The sequence below is a fragment of the Leptotrichia shahii genome, assembly GCF_008327825.1.
In the GTDB taxonomy this organism is placed as follows: Bacteria; Fusobacteriota; Fusobacteriia; order Fusobacteriales; family Leptotrichiaceae; genus Leptotrichia; species Leptotrichia shahii.
On the sequence record NZ_AP019827.1, the window covers coordinates 1,093,432 to 1,117,209 of the forward strand.

Sequence of the window (23,778 nt, forward strand, 5' to 3'; positions counted from 1 at the left end):
AATTTTTACACACTAAAAAAAGTGGAACTATTAAAAATTCCACTTAAATCGTTCACTTTTTATATTTTAATTATAACTCCAATTCCAAATTATCACTACTATTTTCGTTCTTTTTTTCATCTTGCTTTTTTAAATAATCGTATTCCACATTTAAGAACACTATTACTTTCATTAGTATATCAGCAATTCCAAAAATTCCTGAAAAGAAACCACATATAATAGAAATTAAAAATGTGATTAAAGATGGTAAAAAATTAAATATTTGAAAAGAAAAAGGTAGTATAAATACAAGATTTACTAAGGCAATGATAATCACAGGAACAATTATTCTAAGTCTATTTTTTTTAGATAATTCTAAATTATATTTGAATGAATCCCATATTTTCATATTTCTAATATAAAATATTTGAAAAAAGTAAAGAATATTCAATACAAATAAAAGTATGATTGCAATATAAACTATTAATGGTATTGCAATTATAATATATTCGACAAAAACCGAATCAATTTCTCTAGTAGCGATAGCAAGAATAATCGTCAGCAATACTAAGGCCATTACTATAATCATAATTGCAACTACAAATATCAGATACAGTCCAATATATTTTAAATATTTAACAAAGGCATTTTCAAAACGATATTCCTTTTCCCTTCCTTCAATTCTATAGCCTGCTTTTGTATAAATTATTACCCTCAACAAACCTAATACAAGTGATACTATGAAAATACTAAAAATTATTAAAAGATTTAAAAAGAGTCCTCCAAGAATCTCTCTATTATTTCCAACGTTTTCTGCAATTCTTATGTCTATTGCAATCTGCTGCTGCAATATACTGGAAAAAAATATCCAAGTATTTCCAGCTGTAAGTAAAATAAACCATAATTTATTTTCTTTTAGAAATACTTTTAAAAGTTTAAATGTTTTTGAAAAATATTCTTCTAATTTAAGTTTTCTTTCAAACAGATCTTTTTGTAAATTTTCAAAATTCATAATCTTATCTCCTTTTTATTTTATAATAAATATTACTATTATTCAATCTTAATTTTTATATTTTTTACTTTTTTTTATTTTAATTTCTTCAAATCCATGTATTCTACATTAAAATATACAAGATTTTCAGATATTATCGTATACAAAGTCGAAAAAGTCTTAACAATTCCACCAGTTACTGATGTAACGATTCCTAGCATTTGTAAATTTTCAATCACTATTCCAACAAAATGACCTAAGGCATAATTAATAAAAAAAGCAATTAGTGCAATCGTTATTACTGGTAGCAATATTCTTAATCTTTTTCCCTTGCTTAAATATAAATTATATTTAAATGCTTCTGCTAAATTAACATCTCTTAAATAATATACTTGTTGAAAATATAAAACATTAAAAAATAGTGCAAGATATATGACAAATATTATGAATAGTACAGAAGAACTATCTAAAATTAATGAAAATATGGCAATAAGCATCATTAGAGCCAAACCAATAATTAAATATACTGCCATCATTTTTATGAATTTAAGTATAATTTCCCCAAATTTAAAATTACCTTTTTTTATTTTTTCTTCTTCTGTTTCAACTTTTTCTTCCGCCTCAATTTCTAGACCTGCCTTTTTCCTTATAATTACTGCTACAAACTGAATAATTAGTGAAATTAAAACATATAGCAAAAGCATAGAAAATAGGCTGGATAAAAGGGAAGTATATTCATTCATATTTTCTTGCATCTTTTCATTGTTTACTTTTTTTGTAAATTCATACATTTTTATTACCTGTTCTGTAAACGGAAATGTAATAAAAAGTACCATAATAGTTGAAAATACAAAATGTGAAAAAACTAGTAAAGAATGATTTTTTACGAAAATTTTAAAAACTTCAAATCCATTATTCAAGTATTCCCACATTGAAAAATATCTGCTTCTCATATTATTTCTTAAATTATGTAAATCCAAATCCATTAAATCTCTCCTCTCCTTTGTTATTTTTATTTTTAAAATCGCAATGTATTTAACAAGCATTAAAATTATAGCATACTTTATTTATTTTTAGAAATTTTTTTATAATCATATTTTTCTAAGATAAATATAATTAACTATTGGTATAATGAAATTAATATTTAAAAAAGGAGGAAAAATTATTATGTTAAAAAAATCAATAATAGTCTTATTTTCATGTTTATCTATAAGTATCTTGTCATCAGCTGCTATTCCAAGAGTTTCCGCCAAAAGAAGCAGCGAATATTCAGCTCAATCTTCACGTGCATTAACTTCATACTATAGTACAGTTAACAATGTTGCAATTGCTGAAAATTTTGCCACAGTAAAAGAAACTGGACAGCCATTTACTGGAGTTTATGTTGAATTTGACAAAGCTGGAAATGCTCAGGCTGTTAGAAATTATCAAAATGGTACATTAAATGGGCCTATGTTCTTATATTTTCAAAATGGTGACTTGCAGAAAGTTGTAAATTATACAAATGGTATAAGAGAAGGTGAAGATATTGACTTTTACGGAAATGGTAATTCTAAAACTATAAGAAATTACAAAAATGGAATGTTAAATGGTGAAAGTTATGATTTTGATGAATTTGGACGTCTAACTTCATTGCTTGAATATGCAAATAATATCAAAAATGGAAAAGAAGTTAAAATTTCAAACGGAGTTGTAACAAATGAAAATACTTATTCAAATGGACAATTAAATGGAGAAGCTAAGTCATATTATTCTAATGGAGTTGTTCGTTCAGACGGAAACTATTCTCGTAATTACAGAAATGGACAATGGACTTGGAACTATGAAAATGGTACAAAAAAACTGACTGAAAATTATCAAAATGGTATAATTACCGATATTTTAGGCTATTCAAGAAATGGTTCAAAAGAACGTGAAATGAAATTAGTAAATGGAAACGGTAATTTTACTCAATATTATGACAATGGAAAAGTTAAAGTTCAAGGAACTTTAAGAAATTACAAAGCTTACGGAAATTGGACTTTTTATAATAAAGATGGTTATGTAACAGATACACAAGGATTTTATTAAAATTAATTTTGAATTTAATGAAAAATAGTGTATAATATATTAGAAGGAGAATTTAAAAAAGAAAAGTTTTTTCTTTAGAAGGTGGTGTTAAATATGAAAAAGTTTTTATTCATTTTAATGTTTTTATTAAATGTTTTAGGATTTTCAGCGTTAAAAAATGGTATTTATTCTGTTGAAAAAAGATACGATGGAAATTGGAATTCATTTGTTAAATTAACAGTTAGTGACGGGAAAATAATCGGTGCTCAATATGATAGAAAAAACCAAAATGGTGAATTATTTTCAATGAGCCAGAATTCATTCAGAGATATAGCTCTTGAAATTTCAAGAAGCCTTATAAGCTCACAAAATGTAAATTCTGTAACAGGAAAAGATGCAAAAGCAGTATCAGAATTTAAAGAAATGTCAAACTTTTTGATAGATAAAGCCAATAATGGCGAAACTGGAGATTTTCAAATGTAGTTAGACAATTAAATTTTTGATTTTAAAGAAAGTTAAGAAACAAAAAAGGAGTCCTCTCGTAGTTAATCTGTGAGATTGCTCCTTTTTTTCTTAATTATTTTCTTCTAAAAATTTTAAAAATTTCCGTATTTTTCTATCTTTTTCATCTTCCACTAATTTTACTTCAAAAAGTTTTCCAATATTTTTATAATCTATAGCTTCTTTTTCAAATTCTTTTGAATAATCAACTTTTTTCAAATACAATATCTGTCTTTCTGGAAAATAAATCTGTTTTCTATTATATGGCAATATAAAAACATAAAATACATCTTTACTGCCTATCTTCCATTTCCATCCAATTAAATGTCTTTTAAAGTTAAAATGATACAGCCTAACTGTATCATTAAGTGAAAATCCATAATTCATTACATAAAGTTTCCTTTTGAAATCAAAATCCTGAACATACCAGAAATCATATTTTCGATTCTCTTTTACAAGTCTAATTCTCTCATCTTTCAGAAAGAAAATCAAACTTCCTGCATAAATTGAAATTATAAAAATAAAAATACTTATAACTATACTTTTTCTTTTCCTATAGTAAGCTCTCACTTTCCAAAATAGCTCTTCTAAAAAATCTAATATATCGTATATCATTTTTCTCACCTAAATGCAGTTTTAACTATTCCACATCATAAATAAATGAATAGTTTTGTTTCACATCTTTACTTAAACTTCTGCCAACTACACACATTTCTTCTACTGATTTTTCAGCTTTTTCTCTTACTTCCTGACTATATTCCTTTTTCAGATGAAATGCAATATTGATTTCTGTAACTTTAAAAGTTGTTAAATCGACTTTTTTCCCAACTTCTGCATAGCAATTTTGAAAATTCTGGTTATTAGATTCCAATTTTATTGATAAAACTGTCATAGCACATGAAGCTACAGATGCAGCGAGAAGTTCCGATGGAGAAAGCATTTCACCATTACGATCTGTCAAAATAATCTCGCTATTTCTGTTATTTTTGATTTTCATTCTGAAATTTTTGTCATATTTTACTATTATTTTATCCATTTTTTATCTCCTAATTATCTCAAATTCTATTTTAAAGCATTCAATCCTGCTAAATTTAAGAAATTCCAAGGTTTATTATAATGAGGCTGGAAGAAAAAGTCAACAAATGCCAATTCTTCTATTGTCATTTTATTTTGAATACATACTGACAATGTATTAATTGATTGTGTCAAATCAATCTTAGAAGTTAATTGTGCCCCTAAAATTACTCTTCTGTTTTTATCATAAATTACTTTTAATGTTACTTTTTCATAAGTTGGCATAAATTCAGGTCGGTAGTTGTCGATAGCAATTACGCTTTCCACTTCTATTCCTTCTTCTTTTGCACTTTCTTCTGTTAATCCAGTTGCCGCCATATTATTTTCATAAATTTTTATTCCAGAAGTCCCTTGTGTCCCAATATGTCTAATTTTATTTTCAAATAAATTTATACCTGCCAACGTTCCCATTCTCACGGCATTTGTCGCAAGCGGAATATATACTTTCTTTTGTAAAGGATTATAAAATACCGAACAGCAATCTCCCGCCGCCATAACATCCTTATTGCTTGTTCTCATATACTCATCAACTTTAATTGCTCCATTTGGCAACATTTCCAGCTGTCCTTTAAATAATGAGGTACTTGGCAGGAATCCAACACACATAATTACCATATCAGCTTCATATTCATTTTTATCAGTAATTACTTTTGTCACATTTCCATTATTTCCTTCAAATTTTAAAACCTTTTCCCCAGTTGCAAGCATAATTCCTCTTTGTTTAAATGATTCTTCAGCAACATCTGTAAATTCCTTATCAAAATATTTACTTAAAATTCTTTCTTCAGCATCTACTAGGACAACTTCTTTCCCATTATCCCTAAATGCTTCCACCAGTTCCACTCCAATATACCCAGCACCAACAACAACAATCTTTTGAGAATTTTTTGCCCTTTCAATGATTTCATTTGAATGATTATAATTTTTACAAAGCAAAATATTATTCAGATCAATTCCTTCAATTGGCGGAATAATTGGCCAAGAGCCTGATGTAATAATCAATTTATCAAAAGTTTCATCAAATTCATTCCCATTTTCAAGATTTACAACATGGATTTTCTTACCTTCAATATCAACATTTTTAACTTCATGTTTCATCTTCGTATCAACATTCAATTCCTTTAATTTTTCAGGAGAAGAATAAAACAACCCTTTAGGATCCTTCACTACTCCTCCAACATATAAGGCAATCCCACAAGAAAGAAATGAAATATTATCATTCCTTTCAAATACAGTTACCTCCGCTTCAGGATTCATCTTTCTCAAATTCAAAATTGCCGCCGTCCCAGCATGCGTACATCCAATTACTACAACTTTCATATCTATTTCTCCTTTTCTATCAAAATATTATTATTTAAATAATAACAATTAGTATGTCAAATTATTTTTTTCTCAATCTATTTAATTATACTATATTTTAGAAAAAAATCAATAGTTTTTTGTAATTTTTACAAATTTATATTTAAATAATATTTTAAAATCTAATCATTCAAAATATATTTTTTCTCTTGAGGAAGCATAGATTCTGAAAAAGTTCCATTTTGAATACTATTTCTCATTTCAATAACTTTATCTGTTATATCCGTTATATTTACAATCCAGTCATTTATATATTTTTTTACCGTTTCTCCTTTTATACCTAGCTGTATCGCTCTTCTTTCTATTGGATTGCCGTAAATATCCCTATCAGGATCCCATTGACATCTTACTTCTGAATTTTCCAATTTTTCTTTCCATTCCTCCTTAGATAAATCAGAAACTTCTCTAAAAGATGAAAGTACAGCATTTTTCACTATTTCATCAAATCCTTCCCTTTTCAAGTCAATTGCCAGTATTCTTTCCTGTCCTTGCTTAGTAGCCCAGCCACTTCTGTACATCATCCATAAAAATGATGGCTTTATCCAGGTCATTCTTGTAAAGCTGAATTTACTTCCAAACTTTCCTAATTTTAAAGCCTCGTCTGCTATTTCATTGTTATATGCCTGATAAACTCTTATTGTTTTATCATCAAATACAGCATAAATATTTCTTTCTTCTTCTTTTTTCATAATTAATCCTTTCATTCAACATCTTTATTTGCAAAATTATGTCTGTTTAATTCTCGTTTTGCTGATTCTCTTAATTCTTCAGTTTCATTTAAATTATTAGCCAAAAGTTCCAATTTTTCTTTTGATTTAGGAGTATTTATTTTCCCTAGTGCATGAATACATTTTCTAGCCATTGCAAGTCCTCCTTCATATCCTTCAAATTGATGTGCCAACGCTAAATAATATACCCATTCTATTGTTTTTGGTGATGCTATATCTTCAAATGCACCTGCTATATTTTCATGGTCATAGTGCCAATCTCCTGTTATCATTTCCTCAATACTGTCTTCAACTTCATCAAAATCTATTTTTGATGAAAAAACGAAACAAAAAACTAAATGAGAATAATACATCATCATATCCGCATTTTTTAATGTACAAGCTTCTTTTAATTTTTCTTTTGCAATTTCAGGAACTTCTCTTCTATACCTAATTTTTTCCAATTTAAATTTTTCTAAGAACTCATCATCAGTCAATTCTTTATTATACCATTTTGATAATAATATAATTTCATCAAGATATTTATTCATAATTACTATTCTCCTATTACTTTATAATCTATAATATTATCACTAAAGATATTCAATGCTTTTCCGCTTTCTCTTCCTAATCCTATATTTACATTATAGGGATCTTTTATTATAGGTTTTTTTTGAATTGTTATTTCCAATTTAAACATTGCATGATTACTTCCCTAACCTTTAAAATCATTTGGCAATTTTGAATAATTATAATCAGGATTCACCATTATGCCGCTTATTTGTTTTTTACTTTTAACCCCTATATTCATTAATTCATTCGTTGTTCCTGGATTAAGTTTAAATTCTAATGTTACACCTCCATAATCATATTTTTGAACATAGGATAATGAAGGAGAAATATAGGTTTTGCTCTTATATCCTTCAGGCATTCTTCCTGTACTTCTTAATATATCATAATGCTCTTGACTTATTGTTCTATAATAAATTTCATATATGTAATAAAAAATGTTAATTATTATTTATTATAAGCAACTGAAATTTCTTTTTTTATTGTAGCTGTTTTACCTTCATTTTCTATTACAAACTCTAAATCAAATCCTTTTTCCATATAGATAGATGTGGTAATTTTATATTTTTCGTTTTTTGAACCTAAAATGTGAGTTATTTCTTTATCTATTGAATAAATAAATTCTTTTTTATCAACATCAATATATTTGGCATCTTTTAAACTATCAATTCCTAATCTTTCATTTACAATAATTTCACCAATTTTTTTATCTTTATAATACACTATTATTTTTTAATTCCATTTTATTGTATATTTTTTAACTTTATAATAATATTTTTAAAATAATCAATTTCAATATTTTCAACTAAATAATCAATTTCAATATTTTCAACTTGAAAAATCTTTTCTTTATTGTCAGAATAAAAAATGAAACTGAGTAAAATCCTTCTTTTTACTTCTCTTGAATTATTAAAATAAAGAAATATAACTAATATAATTAATAATAATACAATATTTTTTCATTTTATTTTCTCAAACTTTCTATCCAACTTTCAAAAATTCTTCTTGTTCCTTAACACTGCCAATTTTTAATTCACTATCGTAATCAAAAATATCTACTACATCAGATAAAGTTGCTTGTTTTCCCATTTGTAATTTATACGCCTTTGTCCCTCCAAATTCTTTTTGCATTCCAGAAGGATAAACATTAATAACCGAAGCATTACAAAGTAAATAAATGTTTTTTAATTCTAATTTTTTTCGTAATTCTACAACAGAATCAAAGATATTATCACTTTTTGAAAAATATACCATATTTTCAATTTCTATTTTCAAATTAATTTCATCTTCAATTTCTAATAAAAATAGTTTACTTTTTTCTACTTTTTCATTGTTTAAAATTCTAATGTTTTGTATTTCTGTACTATTTTCTTCTTTTTTCCAAAAACTTTCCATTGCAATCACCCTTATATTCTAAAAATTTTTCAGTCCATCATAAATAATTTCTATTTTTATTCTAATATTTTAACATAAAATTATTATAAATTAATATATGAAATTTTTCAATATTTAAATCTAAATAAAAAAACTGTACTTTTTATTATTTAAAATACTAAGTACAGTTCAAATTTATTATTTTTTATAGGTTAATCTTTATCACAATCATCCTTATCCTGATGTTCTTCATACTCGTCATATTCGTCATACTCATTAACTTCACTAGGATCTTCACCATGATAATCTTTTTTGTTAAAATCATTTTTTAATTTTTTATATTTATCCATCCAAGACATTCAAATCACTTCTTTCGTATTTAAAATATTTTATAATATTCCTTGATATTTTATACCATTTCCCCAATAAATATTATTTACCATAACGGTTTCTTCAGGTAAATTTACCCCTTTTAAAGCCCATTTCTTAAATTCTTCAAATCCAGTTCTGTCAACAATATAACCGATATGCTCTTTTGGGAGGCTTCTATCAATATATTTGTCAACATATTCATAGGTATTTTTCATAATTTTTATTATTGACTCTTCATCTGCCCAAAATAGCCAATCTTCAGCAAGTCTTGGATTCTGCTTTCCAGTTCTTCCCATTATCGTAAGTTTATAATATTTTTTAGGTGATCTTGTCCATGCACCTGTCGGACAGTTTAAAACACATTCACCACAGCCAATGCATCTTTGATGATCTCTCACTGGTTTGTAATTTTTATATGAAATTGCTCCTGTTGACAATTTTTTACATTTTCTTTCACACATTCCACACGAAACACATCTTGATTCATCTAGTTCAGGCTTTGCCATTCCGATTATTCCAAAATCGTGCATTCTTACTTTTTGACAATCATTTGGACAGCCAGTTAGAGCTACTTTGAAGTGAAAATCATTTGGAAAAATCGCTTTTTCTATTTTTTTTGCAAGTTCAGTTGTGTTGTAAGCTCCTTTTGGACAAACTTTGTTTCCAATACAAGCTGCCACATTTCTTGTCCCTGCAGCCGCATATCCCTTATCTTTATCCTTGTAATTAATATCCAATTTTTCCATAATTGGCTGAACCATTTTGTTAACTTTTTCAATGTCCTTCCAATTGATTCCCAAAACTTCAAATCCTTGACGAGTTGTAATATGCACATTTCCGTCTCCGTAAGTATTTGCTATGTCTGCAACTAAGCCCATTATTTCCGCTGTAACTGCTCCGCCTGGGACTCTTACACGAAGTGCAGTTTTTGATCTGTCTTTTGTCACTCTATATGCATTTTTTGTAACAACTTTTCTATTTAAATCCATACTCATTTTATTGCCTTCTTTCTTAAATTCAAATTTCTAAAAATTTTTTTAATCCAACAATTTTTGTGCTTTATCATACTTAAATACAGGTCCTTCTAAGCAGATATACGTTTCATCAATTTTACAATGTCCGCATTTCCCAACTGCACACGACATTTTTCTTTCAAATGAAACCCATATTTTTTCAACTGGCACATTTAATTTCAAAATTTCAAGACAGGCAAAATGCATCATTATTGGCGGTCCCACTACGATAAATTCAGTTTCATCCATATTTTCAATTTTCAAATCTGGGATATATTTAGTCACCATTCCTTCGTGAAACTCTTTTTCAGTTTTTCCTAAATTTCTCGCACTTTCAGCATTATCCAAAGTGACTAAAATCTCAATATTTTCTCTCCAACGAGAAAACTCTTCTTCAAAAATCACGCTTTCATAATTTTTATAACCTACAATTATTTTAAAAGACTTCATTTCTTTAGGATATTTTATAAAATATTCAATAATCGGACGAACTGGTGCAATTCCACTCCCACCAATAACCATCACAATATGTTTATTTTTATATTCCTCAATCGGAAATCCATTTCCATAAGGACCTCTTAAAAAAACTCTATCTCCTGCCTTTAATTCAAAAATTTTATCTGTAACCTTCCCAACTTTTCTAATCAAAAAATCAAGATATCCTTCTTCCAAGTCAAAATTTGCAACAGAAATAGGAGATTCTCCAACTCCTGGTAGCGAAACTTGCATAAACTGTCCAGCATTTACGTTTCCTTCTTTATATTCTACACGAAATAGCCATTCTAGTTCTGTAACCTTCTCAATAAATAAAAGTTTGTGAACAGTCGGTAAATATACATTCATATTCATAATATCCTGTTCATCCATATTTATTGTATTTAATATATTAGTATTCATTCTGACTTTTCACCTCTTTTTTCAGCTGAAATTCTTTTTAATTCCGCACTTAGTTTATTTATACAATTTGAAAATGAAATATATTCAGGACAAGCATCATCACATCGTCCACATCCCGTACACATTTGATAACCAAATCTCTTTTTAAAGTCAGAAATTTTATGCATAACTTTAAATCTCATTCTATCTCCATGTCTTTGTCTAAATGAATGACCGCCAGCCATATCAGTAAATCCATTTACATGGCATGAAGCCCACACTCTTCTTCGTTCTCCATTATTGTCATTCTCGCTGTAAAATACATCTTGTGTCGTCGTACAAGTACAAGTTGGACAAACGAAATTACATTTTCCACAAGCTATGCAACGGCTATCATATTCACGCCATAAATCTAAATTTATAATATCGGAAAGCTCAATGTTATCCGGAATATCTACATGAATTTCATTATCTTCCACAAATTCCATTTCAAATTCTACATTTTCATTTATTTTATTATTTTCTTTATTTTCAGAAATAACTTCATCAAAATATGCCTTTAATTCGTCATCTCTTATATCGACAAATATTTTATTATCTGTAACTTTTATCCCAATATTATATTCATCAGTCTTATTAGTTTTCATATCCACACAAAAACAGTTTTCAAACGAATTTGGACATCCAAATACTACAAATTTTACTTTATCTCTTACTCTTTTATAGTAAATATCCAAAAATTTATTATTTAAATAAACTTCATCGACTCTTTTCACAGAATGCAAATCACAGCTTCTAAGAAATATAAGATATTTTCTATCTTGTTCTTTAGGCATTGTACATCCATCTTCTGTAAAATAAAACATTGTCTGTGTTATTGGCAGCATTACTTCCTTTGCTGAAAAATGAGATTTTTTATCAAAACATATCTCTTCAATCTTATCAATTTCAGAATATCTAATTACAGAAGTATCTGAAAATGTCCCACGAAATGGTATTTCAATTGGGGCATATATTTTATACTCCCTCTTCAGCTTTTCAAGTGCTGAATTAAAATTTTCACGATTTAAACTAATTTTCATTACTCCTCCTAAATTTTTCATAAACAAGGAATTAAGCTCCTTGTTATATTATCCAATTATTTCAATTCTTTATTTTTTTATTTCTTTTTTTCCCAAATAGTAACAGACATATCCAATAAAGCCTCCGCCAACAATATTTCCTAATGTTACAAATAGCAAATTATAGAAATATCCATTCAAAGTAATTCCCTTATACATAATTCCCATCATTAAAAGCGTCATATTAGCTACACTATGCTCAAATCCAGCAGTGATAAATGCAAAAAGACACCAAAAAACCATTATCAGTTTAGCAGTTTCCTCTTTTAACTTTATCCCAGCTAGAACGGCAAGACATACTAAAATGTTACACAGAATACCTTTAAAAAACAATTCTTGCGGTAAAGCTGCAACTTTAGCCTTTGAAACTTTCACAATAAAATTTACAACAGGCTTTGAAGCAGAATTTGAAAACACATATATAATTGCAAGTACAACTGATCCAACAACATTTCCCAAATAAGCTGCTATCCACATAAAGATCATATCTTTAAAAGTTATTGCCTTATTTAGCATCCCTGTTACTCCAACCATATTATTTCCCGTAAAAAGCTCCGTTCCAAACACAACTACAAGACTAAGTGCTATCCCAAAACTAACTCCCATAAGAATTTTATTAGTTGGCAATCCACTGCTAACTCCACCAACCGTAAATGTCAATAAAATCCCCAATCCAATAAACATCCCAGCCATAAATGACGATAAAAAATATTTCCCCTTAGAATTTTTTAGCAACTGAACTTTACTTTCTGCTGCATTTGACACTTGTTCCAAAGTTTGATTATTTCTCATTTTTCATATCGTGATAAGATAGCTTATCACATCTCCTTTCTAATTTTTTTGTCTTTATAAAAGTTTCTTTTTTAAATTAAATTTATTTGTGAAAAAATTCATAATTTGTTTTCATTAAATTATTACATAATTATAATAAAAAGTCCACAAAAAAAATATTTTTTTTATATTTGTATTTAGAATATTTTGATTTTCTAATTATTGATTCATATAAATAAAAATAAAATCGCTGCCTTTTACAACAACGATCAAATAATTTAAATTTATCTAAATCTATTAAGACTTTTTGCTATCTAAAATTTTACATTTCTTTTAACAATTTTCTTAATGTTCCAGAATTTGCATTTGTCTCATTAATTGCTCTTTTCCAAGCCTTGCTACCACGTACATTATGAAACAATCCATGAGTGTGCATTAAAAATAGATGTGGACGAAGATTTTTCTTTTCCATATTTTCAACATAATGAATCATTTTTTCAATGATTTCTTTACGTGTAATATTTATTTCCCCTTCACTTCCATAATATTTTCCAAATTCAGTCAAAATCATAGGATTGTCATAAATTTCACGACCTAACATTACAGAATCCACATATTTTAAATGCTCATCAATTTCCTCGATTGTTTTTATTCCACCATTAATTTCTATATGCAAATTAGGATTTTCTTTTTTCACACGATAAACCTCATCATATCTAAGTGGTGGAATACTTCTATTTTGTTTTGGATCAAGTCCAGCCAATATCGCTATTCGTGCGTGAATAATATATTTATTTACTCCAGCTTTTTCAGTAATATGAATAAAATTCATCATATCTTCATATTTATCAAGCAATGTTTGTTCAAAAGTATCAGGTAATACATTCTTTCCATCAATTCCAATTCTATGTTTTATAGAAATTGGCTTATTTGTTGCATCTTTCATTGCTTTTACAATATTTGCCACTTCTTTTGGAAATGCCATAAGATAAGCTCCCATCATATTTCCTGAAACTCTATCTGATGGACATCCAACATTCAGATTAATTTCATCATAAGCATATCTTTCAGCAATTTTTACAGCCTGATAAGCCTCTTTTGGATTAGTTGCTGCAATTTGCAACACAATTGGATGTTCCACTTCATCAAATCCCAAAATATAATCCAAATCTCCATTAAGAATTGCCTGTGCCGTTATCATTTCTGTATACAATAAAACATCTTTGTTTATCATTCTCACAAAATTTCTAAAATTTCTATCTGTCCTGTCAACCATTGGAGCTATACTTATCTTATTTTCCACTGCATTTCCTTTCATAATTTTATTTTTCTTTATAATTATCTATTTTGCATTATAATATTTCATTGCTTCAGGTAAAAATTTTCTAGCTGCTTCAATTCTATTTTTTCCAGATGGATGTGTTGACAAAATTTCTGCACCTTGTTTTGCACCTATCGAATCCATTCTTTCAAGAGCTGTAATTGCTTCAGATGGATTATAACCAGCCATTGCCATAAATATCATTCCATACTTATCTGCTTCATATTCCTGAGTTCTGTTAAATTTTAAAAGTGTAATAGAAAGTCCACTTGAAACAAGAGAAGATACAATGTTGCCACCTGTTATTGCATCTGTTACACTTGCTGCAATTCCAGCAAGAGCACTATTACTCGAAGCCTCAGCATGGTGTCCTCCAATAACATGTCCAATTTCATGCCCCATTACAAAAGCAATTCCAGAATCACTATTTAAAACCGGTAATATTCCAGTATAAAAAGCAATTTTACCACCTGGCATAGCAAATGCATTTATTTCATTAGTTTTTATTAAATTAAATTCCCATTGCAAACCAGATATTTTTTTAGACATTCCATTTTCATTCAGATATTTTTCAACTGCTGCCGACATTCTTCCACCAATTCTTTTCAATCTTTGTCCATCAGCCGTATTGTTTGCCAAAAGTCCTTTAGCTCCAGCCTGTTGAATAAATTCTCTATATGTGGAAACGTATTCTTGTGCAACACTTTCATCACTTACCAATTTTATTTGTTTTCTTCCAGTAAGTGGTGCTACTGTACAACTGGAAATTATTGTTAATGCTGTAATTAAAAATAATATTTTTGAATATTTCTTTATCATTTTAAAACTCCTTCTTTATTTTTTTTGTAATTTTTATTTATTATTATTTTAGATTTTTTGTTGTTAATTATATCATATAAAATATAATGTTTCAATTTTTTATTACTTTCATCATTATAATTATATGATTAAATTAGTAAGAGTAATTAAAAAAATAAAGTCCGATAATATTTATTTTAATTAGATAATTAATTATTGATTATTTATTACTTGTTTTATACATCTTTATCCAATTTACATTATTTATTCACACACATTCATTTCACTTTATTTTGTTAAAAAAAAGAAAAAAAGAGCATAAAGTTAAAGTTTAAACTGACTAACTAACTGACTTCTTCTTTATACTCTCAATTACCACTATTTTATTAACTATCTATCATGGCTAAAGCCATGAGATTCTCTTAAATACTATTTAGTTTCTTTTTTATTTTTTTTAAATATTGTTGAATATCTAGTATTCAAATATTAGCTAATTTCCTCGACTTTAACGGACAAGCCTTCCATCTCTGACATTAGTGTCCTGTTGGCTCGATTCAAAACAATATGACTTCATAGTACATTTACAATCTATGTATTATTTAAAATTTTTTGTAAACAAAAAATATGCCATTCATCTCACGACTAAAGTTGCGAGTATTCTGGCATAATTCACAAATTCAAAAATTATAATTTATCTACTAGATTTTTTAAATATTCTTTTACTTTATCCTTTAACTCTTCATGTCTAAGTCCAAACTCGACATTTGCAACAAACATCCCAAATTTATCTCCAGTATCGTATCTCAATCCATCAAAATTATAGGCATATAATTTTTCGCCGTTATTTTTCATTGTCAAAATTGCATCTGTCAGCTGTATTTCTCCACCTTTTCCAGGTTTTGTATTTTTTAAATATGAAAAAATTTCAGGTTCTAATACGTAACGTCCTAATGCGGCAAGATTACTCGGAGCTTCATCAACTGATGGCTTTTCAATAAAATCCTCCACAGCAACTGTCTTCTCATCAATTTGTTTCAATGGTTTTATTATTCCATATTTTGAAACATTTTTGTGAGGAACTTCCTGAACACCTAAAATTGTTCCACCTTGCAGTTCATTATATTTTTCTATAAGCTGTTGTGTTACAGGAAACTGCCCCTTCCCTCTATCTGTGTAAATAATGTCATCTCCTAAGAGCACAACAAATGGCTCATCTCCCACAAAAGATTCTGCGCAGCTTATTGCATGTCCTAATCCCAATGGCTTTTTCTGACGCACATAATAAATATTTGACATCTCAGAAATATGATTTACCACTTTTAAAAGATCTTTTTTCCCATTTTCTTCCAAAGTTCTTTCCAATTCATACGAATAATCAAAATGATTTTCAATTGATCCTTTATTTCTTCCAGTAATAATTAAGATTTCTTCAATTCCAGCTTCCAAAAGCTCTTCCACAAGATATTGCAATGCTGGTTTATCTACAATTACAAGCATTTCTTTAGGTTGTGCCTTTGTAGCAGGCAAAACTCTCGTTCCAAGTCCTGCTGCTGGTATAACGGCTTTTCTTATTTTTTTTACGCCCATAACTTACCTCCTGTTATATTCAAGAATATCATTTCAATTTAAATTTGAAAACTAAAATATATGTCCATCGTCTGAATAACTAACTTTTATTGCTAACGGCTCAAATAAATTTAATTTATCAAAATATTCTTTTGCTTTTGAATTAGCTATCATTTGATATTCCTTTGTCTTTAAGTCATACTCATATTTTCCAATTATAATAATACTTTTTTCATCTGGAAACTGTACATAAAATCGTACGATTTCCTTATCTGGCAGTGGAGCTTTTCCAAGGTTTTTTGTATCAACTTTTGTAAAAAAGTTTTTATATTCATTAAATTTTTTATAAAATTCTTTTTTAAACTCATCATTTGTAGTTGTTGGGGTAGCTTTTATAGCAACTCCTATATTGGCATTGTAATCTTCATTTTCAATTGTATAGTAAGCCATTTTTATACTATCTCTATCACAAAAAATATCATTTGACCTTTTTTCAGCTTGAATTTTTTTAATAACTCTATCTAAAAAAGGATCAGGATCATTTGTAAAGTTACAAGTATTACTAAATCCTTCTATTCCTAATAAAAATAAAAGTGATGATACTATTTTTTTCATTTTACCTACATCCTTCCAAATATAATTTAATTAACGATATGCTTAATTATATCATAATTTTAGAAATTAATGAAATATTTTTGATCTATTATTTTAAAAGTTCTTTCTTTTTTTTGTTAAATTCTCCTTGCGTTATTACTCCTTCATCCATTAATTTTTTTAATTTTACTAGCTCATCTGCAACAGACGAACCTGAAGATTTTTGTGATTTCTCAAATTCTCCTATTGAATCATTCACAGCATTTACAAATGGAATAAGAGTTTTCTTTGATATATTTTTTACTTTATACATTGAAGCGCCATCCCATATCTCGACTTCTCCCATGAATAATCTCTTTTTATATTTTATTGCATTTACTTTACCAAGTGGAATCTCAATCTGATTTACACCAAATAACATTCCCTTATCTAAAAAAATAATCCTTTTACTCGTTGAAACAACTAACCACGTATGTCCATCATACCATCCTGAAGTAGCATAAGTGATAATTTCATCATCTCCAATAATATTTGGTAATTCTTTAACTTCTTTCTTTGTCCCAACAATATACGCTCCACAGTTTGATAACATTTGTTTTATATCTTTTAAAGTTTTCATTTTTTATAATCTCCTTTCAAATTATCATTTTAGCCATTTGTAACAGACTAAAATTTTTTGATGATTGCAATACTTTTATAGTTCTAATTGTTACCATTTTTCTCCAGCATTTTTTCAATAAAGTTCTAATATTTTTAGATAAAATACTATCTTTATTTATTTTATCACTTTTGCAATCGCCTAAATTATTATTTACATCATTATACTATAACATTACAATTGATTTATATAATTTTTCTTAAAATAAGGGTTATTTATTATAGCCCTTCTCTTTTCAATGGCTATATTATTTTATCACAAATATTTTTGAAACTCAACGGAACAGAAATGAAAATTTTAAAAGACAAGTTATAATTTAATTGGAATTATTTATCAAAATTTTCTATTTTACAAAATTTATAGCAGTTTTTTCAAATTGCAAATATTAATTGCAATATTTTAACCAATCTTTTTAAATTCTTCAAAGGAAATTTCATTTTTTATTTTATTTTTTTCAAATAATAACATATAAAAGTTGCAATTTTTGAAAAAATACATTATAATTAACGATATATATGAAAGGAGAGTTATTTTTAATGTTCAAAGAATTTAAAGAATTTATATCAAGAGGAAATGTAATGGATCTTGCAGTAGGAGTTATAATCGGAGCTGCTTTTGGGAAAATAGTAACTTCATTAGTTGATGACGTAATTATGCCTGTTATTGGAATAATCTTAGGAAAAATTGATTTTTCAAATTTAAAATTAGTTATTACGCCTGCTAGCGGAACAACTCCTGAAGCTGCAGTAAAATACGGATTATTTATTCAAAATATAGTTAATTTCTTTATTATGGCTTTTGTTATCTTTATTATGGTAAAATTTGTAAATAAATTAAGAAAACCTGCCGTTGTTGAAGAACCTGCTGAGCCAGCTCCAACAAAAGAAGAAGTATTATTATCTGAAATTAGAGACATTTTGAAAAATAAATAATCAAAGGCTATTGTTTATGGACGGAATAGAAAAATTATTCCGTCTAATCTTTTTTTATTAAATTTAATATTATTAAAGTATTGTGGAGGTTATTATGGATTTTGAAAATAATAAAAATGAACAATGTCATTCAAGTCATGATATAGAAGAGTTAGATAGAATAAGAAATCAAGTAATAAATAACTTTAGCTCAAATTCCAGCGATTTTTATTCTAGTTCTAATAATAATGAAAATGGCTCAGTTACCCTAGCCCTAGATGATTTAACTGTAAAAAACATAAAATTTATGGCAACCGTAATAAAAGTTTTATCAATTTTAGGAATTATAGTAGGTGTTTTTCAAATAATAATACTATTTCTTGGAATTTTTACTATTATAATTTCAATAAAATTTTTTAAATCGGCAAATGCTCTGGAAGACACTCTTATTACAAAAAACGGAGAACAATTAAAAACATATTTCAATGAGCAGTCCAAAGCTTTAAAATTATATATTATTTTTATAATAGTCAGCATTATTATAGGCATTCTTTTTTTTAGTTTCCTTATGTTATGTGTAATAGGTGCTTTAGCCAATGATAGCTTTTAAGTAAGTTTAATCTTAAATTGAGAGTGTTCAAATTTTTTGTAACATAGATATAAATCCAATAATACAGGGATTCTTAACTATAATTACAAAAAAATTACACCCTCAATTCTTAAAATTTTAATTTAAAGATTTTCTAAAAAATTAAACACTTGATATTACAACTGTTTTTATCTTTCTAATCTCATCATAACTTGGATCAATTACGACTCCCCATATAAGGTTAACATTTTTATCCTTCACAATATCTGAGATTCTTTCTGTAATTTTTCCAATATCCACAAGCGAAACACTTGGTCCTGTCGTAAAATTTATTAAAATTCTTTTAGCATTTTCCAATTTCCCTTCAAACAAGTTATTTTCTATAAGCTGTTCAATTATTTTCTCAACAACATTATCTCCCTTGCCTTCTCCAACCCTAATAATCGTATTCTTAGCATTATGAAGAACTGCTTTTACATCAAAAAAATCAATATTCATAAATCCAACCTCAGTTAAAACATTTACAATACCTTCAATACCTTCCTTTATAATCAGATTTACTGTATTATAAACAGATCCAAGCGGTTCTTTCCTATCAATATAGTTATACAATTTTTCATTTGGAATAATAATTAAACTATCCGTAAGTTTCTCAATTTTTTTCATTCCTGTATTTGCAATTTTCAAAGTTTCAAACCCTTCCAGATAAAACGGGCGTGCAACAATACTAATAGTAAAAATTTTTAGTTTTTTTGCAATCTCAAGAATAACAGGCATTATTCCGCTTCCAGTAGATCCACCAATTCCTGAAATCAAAAATAAAATATTTGTCCCCAAAAGTAATTCCTGAAACTGGTTTTCACACTGCAATGCCACTCTTTCAGCCTGTTCTCTGCTACATTCCTTAACACCAGTATCTAAAAAAATTTTCTTTTCCGCATGGCTCAACCCAGAATTTTCACTATCTGTATCAATCGTTATATATTCGACTTTCTTCACACCTGAAGCTATCATAAAATTAACAAAGTTTATTCCCATCCCGCCAATTCCGATAACTTTCATATTCATCTTATCTTTCATACCGTTATCCCAATCTTGCAAATACAAATTATATGCAAATCTCCCTTCTATTAAAGATTTTTAACATTAAAATTAAACTTTTTATAGTTATATTTTATCAAATTAAAGGTAGTATTTCAAGGGAGAAAAAAATTACAGTTAATTTAATAACTGCAACTCCTCATCCTTATTTCTTACTATTTTTTTCCAACTCCACCAATCTTCTCAAAAACAATCGACTTCGTAACCACATAAAGTAAAATTACTATCAGCAACGGAAATACTATTGAAGTAAGCAAGATTATTCCAATAATAACTGGTGCATCCTCAACTAAATCCTTTGAAATAGTATCTATTTCCTTTGTAAAATTATCAATTTTAACTTTAGCACTGTCAATTTGTCCTGGAATGTTAAAAATGCTTTTAGACTGATCTAGTGAAAGCATCTCATCTTTCACTTTATTCAGCCTTCCCAGATCCTGATTTAGTTCAACAATTGCAGGCTCTTTATATTCCTTTTCAAAATATCTCGATATTGTTGAATTTATAAAAATTGCACTTGGTAAAACTATGTAAATATAAAGCAATATGAAAAATGAATATTTAGAAATCTTTCTAAAAATTTTTGTAACTTTATTTTTATAAATTGTATACGGAAAAATTGTAATTAGTGAAATAAACGTCAAGATCGTAGCCAATTTTACCTTAAAAATTTCATAATAAATCGTTTCCAGCTTCAATATAATAACGCTCGCAAGCGACACTTTCCACAAAATATTTATCATATCGTAAATAGGCTGAACAATATCTCCAATTTCAATTTCCATCCCAACAATCATACTGACATTAACCGTGCTTCCTTCAATAATATCTGTAGTTCCTTTCAAAAGCGACAGTGTTAAAAACATATTTTTAGATTCCTCATAAGTTTTTTCCAAATATGGCATTGTTAAATTTTTAAAAAAATTAAAAACTGTATGCTCAAAAATTTTATCCATTATCCCAAAAATACATAAAACCAATCCAACTACAATTAATATTTTTACTAAAAGACTCTTTTTCTCAGAATCCCATTTTGGAAAATCATTTTTTTGATTTTTCTCCAATTTTTTTCCATTTTCTGCTGCCAAAACAGCCTCATTTTTTTCTGCCAATTAATCTCACTCCTTTTTTTCTTTTTTATTAAAATCAATCCCATTCTAAAATTTTTCTCACAACATAAGAAGCCAACACAAGCCCAGCTGTTCCAGGTACAAATGAATTACTTCCAGGCGTAGTTTTTCTCGGAATCTCATTATTCTCCCTAAATTCAGTTGGTAATTCTTCCTTAAATAATTCCGATTTGTCAGGTTTAACTGGAATTTCTCTTGAATACACAACTGGTATATTTATAATCTTTTTCTTTTTTAAAATGCTTCTAATAGTTCTTGCCATCGGACAAACAGATGTATTTTTTATCTTTGCAATTTCTACCATTTCTGGATGCATTTTATTCCCAAATCCCATCGAAGAAATAATATTTATTTTGTTTTCTACACAATATTTAATTAAATTAACCTTACTTCCAATTACATCAATAGCATCCACAACAAAGTCATATTTATATTTACAATTTTTCTTACCATTATTCAAATCTTTTGATTCTTCAAAATTTTCAACCTTTTCAAAATTCCCTAAAACTTCCTCAACATTATCAGCAACCAGTTTTTTCACAAGTTCAACTTCACATTCAGGATTAATATCCAAAATTCTCTCCTTCATGACCTCAACTTTAGACTTCCCAATCGTACTTCTAAGTGAATGAAGCTGTCTATTAATATTTGATTCTGAAATCTCATCAAAATCAACCATCGTAATATGCCCAACTCCAGCTCTCGCCAAAGCTTCCACAGTATAAGATCCAACTCCGCCAACTCCAAAAACTATAACTCTCGAATTATTCAACTTTTCAATTCCATCTTCTCCAACCATCATTGAAAATCTGGCAAATGTCTGATTCTTATTATTCATATTTAAAATATTTCTCCTTTTCAACACTTATTTTTAGTCATTTACAAAAGTATAAAAATCCGAATAAAAACAGCATCTTTAAATTTCTATCTTTATTATTTCCTCTCTACTTTTTTATTATTTAAAAAGAGCAGAATTTCAAATAAATTAGACTTTTATTCCTCACATACCTTTCTTTTCAATTTTTAAAATTTCGCCCCTATTATATCACAAATTTAAAAAATGTAAATAGCCAAAATATAAAAATTTTATTATCTACTTTTATTATATTCGATTTCATTTTTTCTTTTCAAACTCTTTCTCAAACGAACTCAAATCCATATTTTTTAACACTCTCTCAAGTAAAAACGGCAATTTTTCAGGATTACAAGCAAAACATGGAATTCCAAGCGAAGCAATTTTTCCAGACATTTGTGAGTCATAATAAGGTTTCCCATCTCCAGATATTGCTAAAAGACAAACTACTATTACTCCCGAATCTTTCATTTCTTGTAATCTTCTTAACATTTCACCACGATTCCCACTTTCAATTAAATCAGAAATTAGAAAAAATATTGTCTTTTTCGGATTTTCAATATATTTTGTACAATATTTAATTGATTTATTGATATTTGTTCCACCACCTAGCTGAAATCCATATAGCAAATCAACTGGATCATCTGATTTTTCTGTCAAATCCACAATTTCAGTATCAAAAGCTACTACTCGTGTTTTCAGTGAAGCGATACTTGCTAAAATACAAGCCATTACTGAAGAATAAATTACAGATTCTCCCATTGATCCACTTTGGTCAATATCCAAAATGACTGTAAATTTACTTGTGGGATTAACACTTGCTCGCTCGAAAAAATAATAATGCTCTGGAACAATTTTTTTTAATTCCCTATTGTAATTTTTTATCCCTCTTCGTATCGTTGTTTTAAAATCCAAAGATGACGCAGATGGAATTGGCGAGTGTTGTTTCTTGTTAAGTGCTGCTCTAACTGCTCTTCTAATATCACTTTCCAACAATTTATTAATTTCCTCTACAATTTTTTTTATGAAATTTCTAACACTTTCTTTACTTTTTTGTGGAATTTGCTCTTTCAAAAGCATAATTGTTGAAGCAAGATTTATGTTAGGTTCTACTTGATCCAATATTTCAGGCTCAAAAAGCAATTGTTTCAACCCACATCTTTCCATCGCATCCGTCTGAATAATTTTCACCAATTCTTTATCAAACAAAGTCCTAACATCTCCAAGCCATCTACTAATTTGCGGATTAGATGGTCCTCGCCCAGCAGAATCTCCACCCATAAATTGTCCTGTCGGATTATAAATCGCATCCAACGCCTTATCCATCAACCAATCTTCCTCTGTAAAACTTGGAAGAGCTTCTGAATCCATAGACGAAAATTCTTCTTCCGTATCTTTTCCAAGAATTAATCGCCAACGTTTTATATCTTCTTTATAGTCCATTTTTACACCTCCCTAATATTTTATTTTTTTATCAATTATCTAGTTTTTAATTTTTCT

29 protein-coding genes are annotated in these 23,778 nt (G+C 27.8%); 4 read left to right on the plus strand and 25 right to left on the minus strand.

All coding sequences use genetic code 11. The features are described 5' to 3' along the window. Positions 1–70 precede the first annotated feature (70 nt). Both F1564_RS05110 and F1564_RS05115 read right to left on the minus strand, forming a co-directional pair. Complete coding sequence (locus F1564_RS05110; RefSeq protein ID WP_018450000.1) at positions 71–991, minus strand: hypothetical protein; 921 nt, start codon at positions 989–991, stop codon at positions 71–73. Between the two features lie 74 nt (positions 992–1,065). Beyond that, positions 1,066–1,956, minus strand: a complete 891-nt coding sequence (locus F1564_RS05115; RefSeq protein ID WP_018449999.1) for a hypothetical protein — start codon at positions 1,954–1,956, stop codon at positions 1,066–1,068. A gap of 181 nt (positions 1,957–2,137) precedes the next feature. Between F1564_RS05115 and F1564_RS05120 the strand changes: the two genes are divergently transcribed. Together F1564_RS05120 and F1564_RS05125 are read left to right on the plus strand one after the other, a co-directional pair. Continuing rightward, a complete protein-coding gene (locus F1564_RS05120; protein ID WP_018449998.1) occupies positions 2,138–3,040 on the plus strand; it encodes a toxin-antitoxin system YwqK family antitoxin in 903 nt (300 codons plus the stop codon). A gap of 93 nt (positions 3,041–3,133) precedes the next feature. Continuing rightward, positions 3,134–3,502, plus strand: coding sequence for a pheromone cAD1 o protein (locus F1564_RS05125; protein ID WP_018449997.1), 369 nt, complete (start codon positions 3,134–3,136; stop codon positions 3,500–3,502). A gap of 90 nt (positions 3,503–3,592) precedes the next feature. Here the strand turns inward: F1564_RS05125 and F1564_RS05130 are convergent, their stop codons facing one another. The 19 genes from F1564_RS05130 to F1564_RS05210 form a co-directional block, all read right to left on the minus strand. Further along, positions 3,593–4,135 carry a hypothetical protein gene (locus F1564_RS05130; RefSeq protein WP_018449996.1) on the minus strand — a complete coding sequence of 181 codons (543 nt, stop codon included), beginning with the start codon at positions 4,133–4,135 and terminating at the stop codon, positions 3,593–3,595. Between the two features lie 25 nt (positions 4,136–4,160). After that, positions 4,161–4,556 (minus strand): OsmC family protein, encoded by a 396-nt coding sequence (locus F1564_RS05135; protein WP_018449995.1) that lies wholly within the window; start codon positions 4,554–4,556, stop codon positions 4,161–4,163. Between the two features lie 26 nt (positions 4,557–4,582). Then, the gene (locus F1564_RS05140; RefSeq protein WP_018449994.1) at positions 4,583–5,914 is read right to left on the minus strand and encodes an FAD-dependent oxidoreductase; all 1,332 of its coding nucleotides are present in this window, start codon (positions 5,912–5,914) and stop codon (positions 4,583–4,585) included. Positions 5,915–6,075: 161 nt separating this feature from the next. Further along, a complete protein-coding gene (locus tag F1564_RS05145) occupies positions 6,076–6,657 on the minus strand; it encodes a DUF4291 domain-containing protein (RefSeq protein ID WP_018449993.1) in 582 nt (193 codons plus the stop codon). Then, positions 6,654–7,211 carry a hypothetical protein gene (locus F1564_RS05150; RefSeq protein WP_018449992.1) on the minus strand — a complete coding sequence of 186 codons (558 nt, stop codon included), beginning with the start codon at positions 7,209–7,211 and terminating at the stop codon, positions 6,654–6,656. Before F1564_RS05150 ends, F1564_RS05145 begins: the two co-directional genes overlap by 4 nt. Before the next feature lie 5 nt (positions 7,212–7,216). Beyond that, complete coding sequence (locus F1564_RS10115) at positions 7,217–7,360, minus strand: hypothetical protein (RefSeq protein WP_018449991.1); 144 nt, start codon at positions 7,358–7,360, stop codon at positions 7,217–7,219. Between the two features lie 15 nt (positions 7,361–7,375). Beyond that, a complete protein-coding gene (locus F1564_RS05155) occupies positions 7,376–7,591 on the minus strand; it encodes a hypothetical protein (RefSeq protein ID WP_018449990.1) in 216 nt (71 codons plus the stop codon). 86 nt (positions 7,592–7,677) lie between these two features. Then, a complete protein-coding gene (locus tag F1564_RS05160) occupies positions 7,678–7,953 on the minus strand; it encodes a hypothetical protein (RefSeq protein ID WP_149201909.1) in 276 nt (91 codons plus the stop codon). A gap of 258 nt (positions 7,954–8,211) precedes the next feature. Continuing rightward, on the minus strand, positions 8,212–8,625 hold the full coding sequence (locus F1564_RS05165) for a hypothetical protein (protein ID WP_232053350.1): 414 nt from the start codon (positions 8,623–8,625) through the stop codon (positions 8,212–8,214). Positions 8,626–8,816: 191 nt separating this feature from the next. Continuing rightward, positions 8,817–8,963, minus strand: a complete 147-nt coding sequence (locus F1564_RS10180; RefSeq protein ID WP_018449986.1) for a hypothetical protein — start codon at positions 8,961–8,963, stop codon at positions 8,817–8,819. Between the two features lie 30 nt (positions 8,964–8,993). Beyond that, a complete protein-coding gene (gene asrC, locus F1564_RS05170) occupies positions 8,994–9,971 on the minus strand; it encodes a sulfite reductase subunit C (protein ID WP_018449985.1) in 978 nt (325 codons plus the stop codon). Between the two features lie 42 nt (positions 9,972–10,013). Next, positions 10,014–10,886, minus strand: coding sequence for an anaerobic sulfite reductase subunit AsrB (gene asrB / locus F1564_RS05175; RefSeq protein WP_018449984.1), 873 nt, complete (start codon positions 10,884–10,886; stop codon positions 10,014–10,016). Then, positions 10,883–11,947 carry an anaerobic sulfite reductase subunit AsrA gene (asrA, locus tag F1564_RS05180; protein ID WP_026231198.1) on the minus strand — a complete coding sequence of 355 codons (1,065 nt, stop codon included), beginning with the start codon at positions 11,945–11,947 and terminating at the stop codon, positions 10,883–10,885. The genes asrB and asrA overlap by 4 nt, the downstream gene beginning before the upstream one ends. A 69-nt stretch (positions 11,948–12,016) precedes the next feature. Then, positions 12,017–12,778, minus strand: a complete 762-nt coding sequence (locus F1564_RS05185; RefSeq protein WP_018449982.1) for a formate/nitrite transporter family protein — start codon at positions 12,776–12,778, stop codon at positions 12,017–12,019. A gap of 301 nt (positions 12,779–13,079) precedes the next feature. Further along, positions 13,080–14,075: a tRNA dihydrouridine(20/20a) synthase DusA gene (gene dusA / locus F1564_RS05190; RefSeq protein WP_018449981.1), complete on the minus strand. Its 996-nt coding sequence runs from the start codon at positions 14,073–14,075 to the stop codon at positions 13,080–13,082. 24 nt (positions 14,076–14,099) lie between these two features. After that, complete coding sequence (locus F1564_RS05195; protein ID WP_026231197.1) at positions 14,100–14,894, minus strand: M48 family metallopeptidase; 795 nt, start codon at positions 14,892–14,894, stop codon at positions 14,100–14,102. 666 nt (positions 14,895–15,560) lie between these two features. Next, entirely contained in the window at positions 15,561–16,463 is a 903-nt protein-coding gene (gene galU / locus F1564_RS05200) for a UTP--glucose-1-phosphate uridylyltransferase GalU (protein WP_018449979.1), read from the minus strand. 51 nt (positions 16,464–16,514) lie between these two features. Further along, positions 16,515–17,057 (minus strand): hypothetical protein, encoded by a 543-nt coding sequence (locus F1564_RS05205; protein ID WP_018449978.1) that lies wholly within the window; start codon positions 17,055–17,057, stop codon positions 16,515–16,517. An 88-nt stretch (positions 17,058–17,145) separates the two neighbouring features. Next, positions 17,146–17,655, minus strand: a complete 510-nt coding sequence (locus tag F1564_RS05210) for a PH domain-containing protein (RefSeq protein WP_018449977.1) — start codon at positions 17,653–17,655, stop codon at positions 17,146–17,148. A 575-nt stretch (positions 17,656–18,230) separates the two neighbouring features. On the opposite strand from F1564_RS05210, the gene mscL reads away from it, so the two are divergent. Then, a complete protein-coding gene (gene mscL, locus F1564_RS05215) occupies positions 18,231–18,626 on the plus strand; it encodes a large-conductance mechanosensitive channel protein MscL (RefSeq protein WP_018449976.1) in 396 nt (131 codons plus the stop codon). Between the two features lie 94 nt (positions 18,627–18,720). Then, positions 18,721–19,215 carry a DUF5362 family protein gene (locus tag F1564_RS05220; protein WP_018449975.1) on the plus strand — a complete coding sequence of 165 codons (495 nt, stop codon included), beginning with the start codon at positions 18,721–18,723 and terminating at the stop codon, positions 19,213–19,215. Positions 19,216–19,356: 141 nt separating this feature from the next. On the opposite strand, the gene F1564_RS05225 is transcribed toward F1564_RS05220, so the two are convergent. From F1564_RS05225 to F1564_RS05240, 4 genes are all read right to left on the minus strand, one after another. Next, positions 19,357–20,301: a cell division protein FtsZ gene (locus F1564_RS05225; RefSeq protein WP_018449974.1), complete on the minus strand. Its 945-nt coding sequence runs from the start codon at positions 20,299–20,301 to the stop codon at positions 19,357–19,359. A 149-nt stretch (positions 20,302–20,450) separates the two neighbouring features. Beyond that, a complete protein-coding gene (locus tag F1564_RS05230) occupies positions 20,451–21,407 on the minus strand; it encodes a hypothetical protein (RefSeq protein ID WP_018449973.1) in 957 nt (318 codons plus the stop codon). Between the two features lie 34 nt (positions 21,408–21,441). Further along, complete coding sequence (locus tag F1564_RS05235; protein WP_018449972.1) at positions 21,442–22,263, minus strand: tRNA threonylcarbamoyladenosine dehydratase; 822 nt, start codon at positions 22,261–22,263, stop codon at positions 21,442–21,444. A gap of 276 nt (positions 22,264–22,539) precedes the next feature. Beyond that, complete coding sequence (locus tag F1564_RS05240; protein ID WP_018449971.1) at positions 22,540–23,721, minus strand: VWA domain-containing protein; 1,182 nt, start codon at positions 23,719–23,721, stop codon at positions 22,540–22,542. Positions 23,722–23,778 lie beyond the last annotated feature (57 nt).